Raw genomic sequence first — 12,090 nt, 5'->3', positions numbered from 1 at the left:
CTGATTACTCGGCGGCGCTCGCGCGGCGGCGACGCACCGCGATCAGGGTTCCGGTCACGCCGGCGGCGAGCAGGCCCCCGCCGACCGCGGCCACAGCGCCGATCGGCGCTCCGGTCCACGGCAGCTGAGCCGCTGCGGCGCCGCCCCCACCGCCGCCACCGGAGACCATGCGCCCGCGGGGCGGGCCGTACCCGCTGACATCCCCGGGGTCGGCGAAGTCGCCGGCGTCCATGAGGTTGCCGAACTCATGGATGTCGTTACGCGACCACTGGTGCCCGTGATCCCCGTCATCGCGACCCCAGTGTCCGCCGTCGTGATGACCATGGCGACCGCGGCCATCCTTATCACCGTGGTCGCCGCCATCCAGCAGGATGTGATCGGCCCGTTCGCTGTGATCGAGCTGATCTCTGCTGTCCGCGTGGAACACGTTGGCCCCGCGAATCACGTTGTTATGGCGCCGATCGAAGTTATGGCGCCGATCGAAATGCCCGCGCTTACGATCGTTCACACGCTGATCGACGGACTGGCGCTGATCGTTGTCCTGGTGCTGATCATTGTCCACGCGGATGTCGACGTTGTCCCGATTCTTGTTGTCGTTCTCGATCTCGTTCTCGTTGTCGTTGTCGTTGTCGTTGTCGCCGTGCTTCTTGTGGTGGTGGTGGCAGTGGTGAACGAGCTTGGTGACGCACGGGGTCGCCGTCACCACCGGCGGGTCGGCCTCCTCGCCGTCCTCGTAGCCCTGCTCGTAGCCCGCCAGGAAGCCCGCCCGGAAGCCGGCGGCGTACGCCAGCGCGCCGGGTGGGATGATCGGAGCCGCGTTGGCCCCGGTCCCCGTCGCGTTGGCAGCCGCGGCCGCCCGGCCGGCCAGCCAGCCGATGGTGAAGCCGGCGGCGTAGCCGTCCGCGTAGCCCTGTTCGAACGTGGGAGGTTGGGGTGGGTACGGCTGAGCGATCGCCGCCGCCAGATACCCGTTAGTAGGTGGTGCCGCCGCGATCGCGGTGGCGTTAAGGGACAGTCCGCTGAGAGCGACGCCGACGGCCGCCCCCAGCAGAAGAGTGAACTTACGTTGTGCGGCCATTCCGACTCCCCGGCGCCAGATGTGCTGAGCCCCGCATTCGGGTCACATGGCCCCATTCCACGATGAGAGCGGTGCGTGAATCGGCGTGGACGCGCTCACTTCAGAGAATGATCACTCTTTGTTGACCAAGATCAGAGCATCTTCTCCAGGCTGGAGACCAGCGTGGGGTCGTCCGGCTGGACCTTCGGCGCGAACCGGCCCACAACCTCGCCATCGGCGCTCACCAGGAACTTCTCGAAGTTCCACTGGATGTCGCCGCCGTCGCCGATCAACTCGCGGTAGAGCGGGTGCCGGGTGTCGCCGTTGACGTCGGTCTTCTCCAGCAGCGGGAAGTCGACGCCGTAGGTGGTGGAGCAGAACTCCTGGATCTCCTCCGCCGATCCGGGCTCCTGGCCCATGAACTGGTTGCAGGGCACGCCGACGACGGTGAAGCCGCGCTCGCCGTAGGTGTCCTGGAGCTGGACCAGGCCGCCGTACTGGGGGGTGAGGCCGCAGCGGGAGGCGACGTTGACGACCAGGGCGGACTTGCCGCCGAGCAGCTCGCCGAGGGTGGTGGGGGCGCCGGCCAGAGTGGTCACTGGGATGTCAAGGATGCTCATATGCCCGACTTTACCTAGAACATGATTCCGCCTCCGCTTCGGAGGCGTGTCCCGCGCGCATCACCGGGCTCCGATCTCAAACCCCACGCGCGGGCCATCTTCTGGGCAGCCCACGCCTTGATCGTCTTCGGGCCCGGTCAGGTCAGCCTCGCGAGACGTGCCGTGTTCGGTGCGTGATCGGCAAATACCTCGCCGTAGCGTGTCGTAGTCGGCGCGGGAGGCCGGGTCGGCGTACTTCAATCCGCGCTAAGGACCCGTCGCGGAGCCGCCGGATTGCCCCAGGGAAATCCGGCCCATGGCCGAGCGGACGGCCACGCCCACGCCATGGGCGGGACCGCGCACGGGCGCGTTCACGCGCCCGTCTCCGCACGCGACCCGGAGAAGGGAGCGTTATGGACAGACAGCGCGCCATGCGCAGCACCACCGTCGCGGCCGTGCTCACGATCGCGGCTCTAGGTTCGACTCCGGCGCTTGCCGAGAGCGAACCCGAGCTGATCGGAGCGCGGCAGAACGGCGAGTCGCAGGTTCACTACGGCACCTGGCGGACCACCGCCAAGCAGATCCGCCGCCCGGCCCGCGAGATCCGTAGCAGCGAAGTCAAGGTCTACGCGTCACGACTGGTCAGCCGGCGGCGCTGGTCACCTCTCCAGTTCCGCTGCCTGGACAGCCTGTGGACCCGGGAGAGCAACTGGAACCACCGCGCCTACAACCGCTCGTCAGGCGCGTACGGCATCCCGCAGGCACTACCCGGCCACAAGATGGGCCTGGTGGCCTGGGACTGGCGATTCAACCCGGCGACCCAGATCCGCTGGGGCCTGAGATACATCAAGGGCCGATATGGCTCACCATGTGGTGCGTGGGGGCACTTTAGGTCGCACAATTGGTACTAGAAGAGAACCCAGGGGAAGGGGTCCCTCTTCGGTGAAACGCCCGGGCCCAGCCCGGGCGTTTTGCTTTGGTGGTCAGGCGCAGGACTTCGCGACCTTCTCCATGGTGCCCGTGCCGCCCGCGATCGCGGTCTGGGTGGCGTCGACGGCGGACTTGCGGGTGGTCACCTCGATCTTCTTCAGCTCGTCGGCGAAGCCCTGGACGGCCTGCTTGATGGCGGTGTCCTGGATGCTCGCGGCCTTCGTCTCGACCTCGGTGGCCGCGGCCGCGATGCTGGCCTTCAGCTCTTTGGGCTTCTCCGCGAGCGAGCTGAACTCCGACAGTTTCGCGCCGATCAGGACCGGCACCTCCGAGCACTCCTTGGGCAGGTCGGCGCGCGGCGCGGTCACCGGCGTGGAGCACCCGGCGGCGAGAATGGCCGAAAGCAGGATCAAGGGGAGGGTTCGCATGAAGCCGCACCCTAGCGACGCCTTGCGGAACCACCACATCTCCGGCGTATTGCCGCAGGACAGCAGCTGAAATATTCAGAAAAGAAGGAAAACAAGCGATCCGGCGATGACGGCCAGGGTGCCCGCCCAGGCGAGGAGCGCGTCGAAGGTGTCGTCCAGTGGCAGGCCATCCCGCAGGGCCCGCTGGACGCGAGAGAAACGCAGGCCGGTCCTGGCCAGCAGGACCGCTCCGGCCAGCGCGGCCAGCAGGAAGAAGGCTCCGGTCAAAGGGTCCGCCCCGTGCCGGAGGGCCGAGCCGCCCGCGCCCAGGCCGATGGTGGCCAGCGCGGCCGCGGTGCGCACCCAGGCCAGCCGGGTGCGCTCGCTCTGCAGGCCGGTCATGCGCTGATGACGATCAATACCAGGGCGATGAGGGCGACCAGCGCGACGCCGTACCCGAAGAGGGGGGCGAGGCGGGGCGGCGGGAGGGGTTCGGCGCGGCGGAGGGCGCGCTGGACCTGGCGCCAGCGCGGGTAGGCGAGCAGGGCCGCGAACGCGGCGAGGGTGACGAGCACCAGCGCCAGCAGCGTGCGCACCCAGGAGACGAAGAGATGTTCCGGCAGGGCCGCGATGGCGACCCCGCCCGCGCAGAGCGCGAGCGAGGTGCTCAACCACGTCAGAAACGTGCGTTCGTTGGCGAGGGTGAAGCGGGGGTCAGGCTCGTTGCCTTCCATGGAAAATAGGATATTTCACCACATTTTCCCTAGGGATTCAGGAGCATGCCTTCGTCAGCGTCTCCACCCACGCGACCGAATCCGTGGCGATCTTCTGGAGCGCGTCGACCGCGTCGTTGGCGTCCTGCACGTTGTAGCCGTCCAGCTTGGCGGCCACGCCGTCGGCGGCCTCCTTCAGCGAGGTGTTGGCCGCGTCGTCGGCCAGTGTTGTGAGCTTGTTCGCGCCCTCGTTGAGCGCCTTCTCCACCTCGGCCGGGTCGCTGGCCAAACTGGTGATCTTGGACACCGTCTCGGTGACGATGCCCGCGGCCTCGATGCACTGCTGGGTCTGCTGGGCGGCTCCGGTGACCTCCTCGATCGCGCCACATCCTGTGACCAGAACCGCCGCCATCGAAAGGGTAATAACGGGGAGAAGTCGCATGCCCGCGACTCTAACGCACGGAGCCGGGTGACGACGGGAGCCCTGATCGGAACACGTACCATCTGCTCTATGGGGACTTGTGAGCATCTGACCACGGCCGGCGATCCGTCGGCCACCACACCGGAAGGCTGCCAGGAGTGCCTGCGGGAAGGGCGGCGCTGGGTTCACCTGCGCCGCTGCCTGAGCTGCGGGCACATCGGCTGCTGCGACTCCTCACCGGGGCGGCACGCCACCGCGCACTACAAGGAGACCGGACATCCCGTGATGAGCTCCTTCGAGCCGGGCGAGACCTGGCGGTGGTGCTACCTCGACAACCTGATGGGCTAGTCGCGTTCGAGCGTGGCCTCTTCGAAGTCCAGCTCTGCCATGACGCGGCGCAGCACCTCGTCGTCGATGCGGCGCTGGTCGCGCATCCGGATGAACACCTGGCGCTCGGCGGCGAGCATCTCCCGGCGCAACCGCCGGTAGACGGTGGCGGGGGTCTCCTCGCCCTCCGGTCCCGTGCCGCCGCCGAGCCGCTCCCACGCCTGCAGCGCCGAGTGCTCCGAGCGGGTACGGAGCTGCTCGACCACATGCTCGTGCACGTCCAGGACGCCCTCGGCCACCAGCTCGTCGAGCCTGGCCAGACCCGCCGCGGCGGCGGCCTGCTGCGCCGCGGCCTCGGTCAGATTGTCCTGGAAACGTTCGCGCTCGTTGCTGATGCCCAGTCTCCTGATCAGCCACGGGAACGACAGGCCCTGGATCACCAGGGTGCCGATCACCACCGCGAAGGTGAGGAAGAGCAGCAGGTTGCGCTCGCGCTGCGGCAGGCTCCCCACTGGCAGCGCGAACGCCGCCGCCAACGAGACCACGCCGCGCATCCCGGCCCAGCCCACCACGACGACCTGCTGCCACGGGATCGGGGTCTCCCGCGCGCGGATCTTACTGGACAGGACCCTGGGCAGGTAGGTGCCCGGGATCAGCCAGACGAACCGGGCGAGGACCGCGACCAGGAACAGCGTGACCGCGTATCCGGTCATCTGCCAGGGGTTCTCGCCCTCCAGCCCGCGGATGAGCGGGAGCAGCTGCAGGCCGATCAGGGCGAACACGATCGCTTCCAGCAGGTAGTCGACCACCTGCCAGACGGCCCTGGACAGCAGGCGGGTGCCGTAGGAGGTGTTGCTCATCTGGTGGCCCAGATAGATCCCGACGATCACCACCGAGATCACGCCGGAGGCGTGCACCACCTCGGCGGCCAGGTAGGCGGCGTACGGGATCATCAGCGAGAACGCGTTCGCCACCAGCGCGTCGTCGATCTTCGTGAGGAGCAGGCCGGCCAGGTAGGCGATGACCATGCCGATCATGAGGCCGACCCCGGCCGCGTACAGGAACTCGCCCGTCGCGGTCAGGAAGCTGGCGCTCGCGCCCGCGATCACCCCGACCGCGACCCGGTAGGCGGTCAGCGCGGTCGCGTCGTTGAACAGGCTCTCCCCCGTGAGCACCGTCATCGTCCGCCGCGGCAGCCCCAGCTTGCGGCCGATCGCCGCCGCCGCCACCGCGTCCGGCGGGGCGACGATCGCGCCCAGGGCCATCGCGGCGGCCAGGGCCAGGCCGGGAATCATCGCGTACGCGGTGAGGCCGATGGCCAGCATGCTGAACAGCACCAGGCCCACCGACAGCAGCGCGATCGGGCGTTTCACGTCGCGCAGCTTCAGGTAGGAGCTGTCCAGCGCGGCCGAGTAGAGCAGCGGCGGCAGGAAGACCAGCAGCACGATCTCCGGGCTGAGGTGGTACTCCGGGACGCCCGGGATGACCGAAACGATCAGCCCGGCGAGCACCAGCAGCAGCGGAGCGCTCCAGTTCATCCGCCGGGCGAACCCGGCGACCGCGAGCGCGCCCGCGGGCAGCAGAAGCAGCTGGAGTGCCGAGATCGCGTCCATCAGACGATCAGCGTAACGCCGCGCCGGGCGTGCTCAGGCCCGGCCGGTCTCACCAGTCGCGCTGGTCGTCGCGGTCCGGCGGGCGCAGGCGCTCGCCGGTGGCGTACATCTGCTCGTTGGGCGGCACGTACGGCCGGGCCACGGGCCCCAGCCCGAGCGGGTCGTTGGGGTCGACCTGGGGGGGCTGCTGCTGGTAGCGGGGGTCCCTGGGATCCTGGTACTGCTGCTGCTCCGGCTGGTAGTACGCGGGTTCCTGCTGGTAGTCCTGGTAGCGGGGCTCAGGGGGGTAGTTCTGGTACATGTGGTCCGGATACTGCGGCTGTTCCTGATACTGCGGTTCCGGCTGGTATTGCGGTTCCGGCTGGGGCTCCGGGTCGAAGCGGTAGGCCGGGCGGCCGGGGATCGGCGACGGGAACTGGTAGACCGGTTCCGCCGGGGCCGTCTGGGCCGCCGGCTCGTAGGGGTTCTGCTCGCGGGGGGCCTGCCGGGGCAGTTCCCTGGGCACTTCGCGAGGCACGGGGACGCGCTGAGGGCCGGAGTCGACCGCCACCAGGCGGTCCCGGTTCGGGTTGCCGCGCGCGACGAGCACGTCGTTGGGCCCGAGCGCGGCCGCCGCCGGTGCGGGCTGGCCGTAGGCGGGGGTGTCCGGGTAGCCCTGCTCGTACGGGCCCGGCGCCGGTGGCCGGGTGTACTGCCCGGTTCCGGGGTAGTCCTCTAGTTCGGGTTGCGGGAAGGGACCGGTCCCGTCCACGACGGTGGTGTGCGGCGTCTCCAGCGTCCCGCCGGCCTCGGCGAATCCGACGTCGAGCGTCTCCAGGAGACGGCCGACATCGTCCATGGGCATACGGAAACTGGCCGTGCACATCTCGCCGCGCCAGAGGCTGAGCACGAGGGTCCCCTCATGCCAGGTGACGCGCAAAACACGGTCCTGACCTCTAGCGTCAAAGAAAACTTCGCCGAACGACGGCAGCGGGACGACTTCCGACATGACAGACATAGTGCCTTTACCTGCCCTTATCCGTCCACTCGACCTCTAGAAACACTACCGAAACGCGCATTCCGGCCTTGCCGGACCGTCACCAGAACACCCGAGGTAGATCGTCTTTGATCGTCTTTGGCCTAGGGCCGGTGGGGCCAGTGTGCCATGGCATCTCGCCCGCGGACTCCCGAACTTCGGGATGTGGTCCCCCGGTCACAGACCGATAACACGACACGGATGTCAGTGGTAGCGGGTACGGTTTCCCCGTGCCAAAACCCGACCTGCCGTCCGTGGAAGACCTGCTCACCACCGCTGTGAAGGAGCTCGGCGGCGCGGAAAGACCAGGTCAGGTCAAGATGGCCAGAGCCGTCCAGGACGCGCTGGAGAAGTCGGAGCACCTGGCCGTCCAGGCGGGAACCGGCACCGGGAAGTCGCTGGCTTACCTGGTGCCCGCGATCCGGCACGCCGCCGGTTCCGAGCACGCCGTGGTGGTGTCCACGGCCACGATCGCGCTCCAGCGGCAGCTCGTTGACCGGGACCTGCCCCGGCTGGCCGAGGCGCTGGAGGCCGAGCTGCCGAAGAAGCCGGAGTTCGCCATCCTGAAGGGGCGGCGCAACTATCTGTGCCGGTACAAGGCCACGGTGGGCATGCCGGACGACGAGGGCGACCAGCTCTTCGATCCGCGTGAGGTGAGCGCCACCGGGCGGATGGTGCAGAAGATCCAGGAATGGGCGGAGGAGACCGAGACCGGCGATCGGGACGAGCTGGTGCCCGGCGTCAGCGAGCAGGCCTGGCGGCAGTTCTCGGTGACCGCCCGGGAGTGCCTGGGCGCCCAGCGCTGCCCGAGCGGCGGCGAGTGCTTCGCGGAACTGGCCAGAGAACGTGCCGGCCTGGTCGACGTGGTGGTCACCAATCACGCGTTGCTGGCGATCGACGCGATGGAGGACTTCGCGGTCCTGCCGGAACACGACGTGGTCGTGGTGGACGAGGCGCACGAGCTGGTGGACCGGGTGACCTCGGTGGTCACCGACGAGCTCTCCGACACCGGCGTGGGCATCGCCGCCCGCCGGGCCGGGCGGCTGATCGAGCAGGGCGTCGCCGACCGGCTCCAGGCCGCCGCCGAGGACCTGCAGTCCCTGCTGGCCGCCGCGCCCCCCGGCCGGATCGACGATCTTCCCAACTCCCTCGGCATGTCCCTGGCTCTGGTCCGGGACGCCGCGTTCGGCTGCCTCACCGCCCTGGGCCCCCGCTCGGGTGACAAGGACAACCCCGAGAACGCGAGCCTCCGCAAGGCCGCCTTCACGGCTCTGGACGAGGTCCACGACACCGCCCAGCGCATGCTGGACGCGTTCGGCGGCGACTCGGAGGTGGATCGCGCCGAAGTGGTCTGGCTCGACGCCGGGCACGGCCGGGTCCCGCCCACTCTGCGCGTCGCCCCCCTCTCCGTCGGCGGCATGCTCCGCGACAAACTCTTCGGCGACCGGACCGTCATCCTGACCTCCGCCACCCTCGCCCTCGGCGGCACCTTCGACGGCATGGCCGCCCAGTGGGGCCTCGGCACCGACGGCTGGACCGGCCTGGACGTCGGCTCCCCCTTCGACCACACCCGCAGCGGCATCCTCTACGTCGCCAAGCACCTCCCCCAGCCCGGCCGCGACGGCCTCCCCGAGGCCTACCTCACCGAGATCGCCGAGCTCATCGAAGCCGCCGGCGGGCGCACCCTCGGCCTCTTCTCCTCCACCCGTGCCGCCAACGCCGCCACCGAGGCCCTCCGCGACCGCCTCACCGTGCCCCTGCTCTGCCAGGGCGACGACTCCACCTCCCAGCTGGTCAAGAAGTTCGCCGCCGACCCCGCCACCTGCCTGTTCGGCACCCTGTCCCTCTGGCAGGGCGTGGACGTCCCCGGCCCTTCCCTCACCCTCGTCATCATCGATCGCATCCCCTTTCCCCGCCCCGACGACCCCCTCTCCTCCTCCCGCCAGCGCCACGTCGCCGCCAAAGGCGGCAACGGCTTCATGACGGTCGCCGCCACCCACGCCGCACTCCTCCTGGCCCAGGGCGCCGGCCGCCTCCTCCGCTCCACCACCGACCGCGGCGTCATCGCCGTCCTCGACCCCCGCCTCGCCACCGCCCGCTACAGCTCCTTCCTTCTCAACTCCCTCCCCCCGTACTGGCGCACCACGGACCCCCAAAAAGTCCGCCAAGCCCTAAAACGCCTGACCACCCCAACCTGAAACGCCGCCGGGGGTCGGCGGGGAATTCTCGGTTAGGTGGGGACGGTTACCGGGTCACCTATGTGGAGTTCGCCTCGGGTGCGGGAACGAGGCGGATGCCCAACCAGGTTTTGCCGTTCCAACGACGGTGGCGAGCGAGGGTGCGGAGGGGGTTCCTTGCCCTTTTCGAGGGTGGTCGGGTCGTAGGTGGTGATGGCGCAGCGTTCGGAGACGCGGAAGTCCAGGGAGCCGATGCGGATTTCGCGCCAGGCGTCCTCGGCGTAGGGAGTGCGCCGTCGATGACGATGTTGGTGCGAAAGCGGGCCATGTTCGAAGGGGCGCCAGCGGGTCCTCCTGGCGTTCCAGAGCGCCTTCGAGGATCCAGTCGTCCAGTTGGCGCAGAGAGCGAGGAGAAGGGGCGCGTCCCGGCGAGACTGACGACTGGATCGATTCTGCGGTCACTCGTCGAAGAACGTGAGGTCAGGGCGTTTCGCGGTGACGTTGTCGCCGGACGAGGTTCCCCGCAGCCGCCGCCCGATCCACGGTCCGAAATGTTCGCGAAGCCACTGCGCGTCCTCCCGGCGTTTGGCCGAAAGATTCACGTGTTCCCGCGGCGGCCACACCTTCCGCCAGTTGTCCTCGGCCGAGACCCCCAGCACATCCAGCACCTTCGCCGCGACCATGCGATGACCGTCCTCGTTCATGTGCAGACGATCGTCACTCCACGCCCGCCAATCCCGCAGCCCCTGCATCGACCACTGATCCACCACCAGGCACCCGCACAGATCCGCGATCGACCGCAGATGCAGGTAGTAGGTGGCGAACTTCCCCCGAGCCCGCCGCATGATCGGCGTGTCCCGCGGATCAACCCCGGTGAACATCAGCACATCGGCCCCGGTCCCCCGCAGATCCCGTACGGCCGCCGCCACCTTCTTGGCCATGCGATCCGGATCGCTCCCCGGCCGGAGCAGGTCATTCCCACCCGCGCAGAAACTGATCAGATCCGGCCGCATCTCCAGGGCCACCGGCACCTGATCCGCGACGATCTGGTCGATCAGCTTGCCCCGCACCGCGAGATTCGCATACCGGAACCCCGGCTCCAACCGCGCCAGCCGCTCCGCCACCCGATCGGCCCACCCCCGGAACCGCCCATCCGCCCCAGGATCGTTGAGCCCTTCGGTGAAACTGTCCCCCAGCGCGACAAAAGACCGATACCGCGTCATCTCACCATCCCCATTTCGCCCACAACAACCTAGCGGGGGATGGCCCCACGTCAGCTCTCGCCCTCCGCGATAGCCCGCAACGCCAGCACGTACGACTGGAACCCGAACCCCGCGATCGTCCCCGTCGCCACCGCCGCCACCACGGACGTGTGCCGGAACTCCTCCCGCGCGTTCGGATTGGAGATGTGCACCTCTACCAAGGGCGCGGTCCGCTGCGCGATGGCATCCCGAAGCGCGTACGAGTAATGCGTGAACGCGGCCGGATTCAACACCACAGGCGTCCTCCTATCGGCCGCCTCATGAATCCATTTCACCATCTCCGCCTCATCGTCGGTCTGCCGCACCTCAACCGCCAGCCCCAGCCCCCGCCCAGCCTCCTCGCAAAGCACCACAAGGTCCTCAAAACTATGGGCCCCATACACATCAGGCTCCCGGCTCCCCAACCGCCCCAAGTTCGGCCCATTCAGCACCAACACAGCCCGCATCCCACAACTCCCTTCGACTCCCAGCGCCCCACAAAACGCCGGCTAATTCCCGAACCACGACCTGTCGACCTTAGCCGTTCACCGAGTTTCCGTGTTTCTCAGTGAGCCTTTCCGCGTAAGCGTTCATGAAGCGAGGTGAAGGGCTGCGACGTGGCGGCCGTGTTCCAGGCGGAGGGACGTGTGCGGCCTTGACGATCGCGCTGATCCGGCGTGGGTCGAGGCTGACCCGCCGCAGTGCCTGGCCTTGAGCAGGGAGTTCGCCGGGGAGAACTGTGAGGCATTGCCCCTTGGGTCGTCCCTTGGCAGGGTGGCGAGGGCCACGACGAGGAAGTCATGGCGATCTAGTGCTGCGATCTCCCGCAGATCGGTCGGCGGGCATCCGCGCTGTCCACGTCGAAGGACCCGGCGGAGTCGGAGCCGACCAAACGGAGAGTCGGCACGCGAAGTCGGCACGCGAAGTCGGCACGCGAAGTCGGCCAAGCAGGGAGCCGTCGCGGACGGTTCCCGGCCCGAGGTGGGTGGCGCGCTCGTGCCGGCCGGTTCAGCGCCGGAATCGTCCGGCGAAGCGGCCTCTTTTGCCGAGGTAGAGCAGGGTCCAGGTGCCGTCCTCGTTGCGGCGGACGCAGTACCGCTCGGGATGGGCCGCTTTGTCTCGGTTGTGCCAGGTGCACGCGGGGGCGAGGAGGTCCAGGTCGGTGGTACCGCCCTCAGCCCAGCCCTTGACGTGGTCGATTTCGCACATGTCGGCGGGGATGGCGCAGTCGTCGCGGTAGCAGGTGGCGTAGCGGGCCAGGATGGCCTGCCGCTGCGCCGGCGTGGCCAGGCGCACCGCACGACCCATGTCCAGCACCCGGCCCTTGGCGTCCACGACCATCCGGACCAGCCTCGAGGTACGAGCCAGCCGATGGACATCGGAGATCGGCAGCAACTGCCCGGTAGCGATCAACAGCCCGGGCGCCAACCGGTCCGGCGCATGCCCACAGGTCCTGCACGCCTCCCCCACCGACCCCACACCCGAGCCCGCGCTGCCCGCACCCGCCCCGGTCGAACCCGTGCCCGTGCTGCTAGTACCTGCCCCGGTCGAACCCGTATTCGCGCTGCTAGTACCTGCCCCGGCTGAACC

At 68.8% G+C, this 12,090-nt stretch carries 14 protein-coding genes; 3 read left to right on the top strand and 11 right to left on the bottom strand.

What is annotated here, in order from left to right:
• Window positions 1-4: 4 nt before the first annotated feature.
• Together Aple_RS37780 and Aple_RS37775 are read right to left on the bottom strand one after the other, a co-directional pair.
• Window positions 5-1,078, bottom strand: a complete 1,074-nt coding sequence (locus Aple_RS37780; protein WP_155349563.1) for a hypothetical protein — start codon at window positions 1,076-1,078, stop codon at window positions 5-7.
• Between the two features lie 131 nt (window positions 1,079-1,209).
• Window positions 1,210-1,677 (bottom strand): glutathione peroxidase, encoded by a 468-nt coding sequence (locus Aple_RS37775; RefSeq protein WP_155349562.1) that lies wholly within the window; start codon window positions 1,675-1,677, stop codon window positions 1,210-1,212.
• Between the two features lie 392 nt (window positions 1,678-2,069).
• On the opposite strand from Aple_RS37775, the gene Aple_RS56465 reads away from it, so the two are divergent.
• A complete protein-coding gene (locus Aple_RS56465; protein ID WP_155349561.1) occupies window positions 2,070-2,567 on the top strand; it encodes an aggregation-promoting factor C-terminal-like domain-containing protein in 498 nt (165 codons plus the stop codon).
• Window positions 2,568-2,639: 72 nt separating this feature from the next.
• Here the strand turns inward: Aple_RS56465 and Aple_RS37765 are convergent, their stop codons facing one another.
• From Aple_RS37765 to Aple_RS37750, 4 genes are all read right to left on the bottom strand, one after another.
• Entirely contained in the window at window positions 2,640-3,014 is a 375-nt protein-coding gene (locus tag Aple_RS37765) for a DUF8711 family protein (protein WP_155349560.1), read from the bottom strand.
• A 75-nt stretch (window positions 3,015-3,089) separates the two neighbouring features.
• Window positions 3,090-3,395 (bottom strand): DUF202 domain-containing protein, encoded by a 306-nt coding sequence (locus Aple_RS37760; RefSeq protein WP_155349559.1) that lies wholly within the window; start codon window positions 3,393-3,395, stop codon window positions 3,090-3,092.
• Window positions 3,392-3,727, bottom strand: a complete 336-nt coding sequence (locus tag Aple_RS37755) for a YidH family protein (protein WP_155349558.1) — start codon at window positions 3,725-3,727, stop codon at window positions 3,392-3,394. Before Aple_RS37755 ends, Aple_RS37760 begins: the two co-directional genes overlap by 4 nt.
• Before the next feature lie 37 nt (window positions 3,728-3,764).
• A complete protein-coding gene (locus Aple_RS37750; RefSeq protein WP_246265028.1) occupies window positions 3,765-4,118 on the bottom strand; it encodes a DUF8711 family protein in 354 nt (117 codons plus the stop codon).
• 99 nt (window positions 4,119-4,217) lie between these two features.
• Here Aple_RS37750 and Aple_RS37745 point away from each other — a divergent pair, with 99 nt between their 5' ends.
• Window positions 4,218-4,475 (top strand): ubiquitin carboxyl-terminal hydrolase 14, encoded by a 258-nt coding sequence (locus tag Aple_RS37745; protein WP_155349556.1) that lies wholly within the window; start codon window positions 4,218-4,220, stop codon window positions 4,473-4,475.
• Here Aple_RS37745 and Aple_RS37740 read toward each other — a convergent pair.
• Together Aple_RS37740 and Aple_RS37735 are read right to left on the bottom strand one after the other, a co-directional pair.
• Window positions 4,472-6,067 (bottom strand): Na+/H+ antiporter, encoded by a 1,596-nt coding sequence (locus tag Aple_RS37740; RefSeq protein WP_155349555.1) that lies wholly within the window; start codon window positions 6,065-6,067, stop codon window positions 4,472-4,474. The two genes, Aple_RS37745 and Aple_RS37740, sit on opposite strands and share 4 nt — an antisense overlap.
• Before the next feature lie 49 nt (window positions 6,068-6,116).
• A complete protein-coding gene (locus Aple_RS37735) occupies window positions 6,117-7,055 on the bottom strand; it encodes a hypothetical protein (protein ID WP_155349554.1) in 939 nt (312 codons plus the stop codon).
• A gap of 257 nt (window positions 7,056-7,312) precedes the next feature.
• On the opposite strand from Aple_RS37735, the gene Aple_RS37730 reads away from it, so the two are divergent.
• Window positions 7,313-9,280, top strand: coding sequence for an ATP-dependent DNA helicase (locus tag Aple_RS37730; RefSeq protein WP_155349553.1), 1,968 nt, complete (start codon window positions 7,313-7,315; stop codon window positions 9,278-9,280).
• Between the two features lie 437 nt (window positions 9,281-9,717).
• On the opposite strand, the gene Aple_RS37720 is transcribed toward Aple_RS37730, so the two are convergent.
• From Aple_RS37720 to Aple_RS37710, 3 genes are all read right to left on the bottom strand, one after another.
• Window positions 9,718-10,482 (bottom strand): SGNH/GDSL hydrolase family protein, encoded by a 765-nt coding sequence (locus Aple_RS37720; protein WP_155349552.1) that lies wholly within the window; start codon window positions 10,480-10,482, stop codon window positions 9,718-9,720.
• 50 nt (window positions 10,483-10,532) lie between these two features.
• The gene (gene aroQ, locus Aple_RS37715; protein ID WP_155349551.1) at window positions 10,533-10,967 is read right to left on the bottom strand and encodes a type II 3-dehydroquinate dehydratase; all 435 of its coding nucleotides are present in this window, start codon (window positions 10,965-10,967) and stop codon (window positions 10,533-10,535) included.
• A gap of 541 nt (window positions 10,968-11,508) precedes the next feature.
• The coding region (locus Aple_RS37710; RefSeq protein ID WP_218038709.1) for an HNH endonuclease signature motif containing protein at window positions 11,509-12,090 on the bottom strand (582 nt) is incomplete at its 5' end.

The sequence above is a fragment of the Acrocarpospora pleiomorpha genome (assembly GCF_009687885.1).
GTDB classification, from domain to species: Bacteria; Actinomycetota; Actinomycetes; order Streptosporangiales; family Streptosporangiaceae; genus Acrocarpospora; species Acrocarpospora pleiomorpha.
Note: the sequence above shows the minus strand (reverse complement) of the source record. Positions and strands in the feature narration are given on the sequence as shown.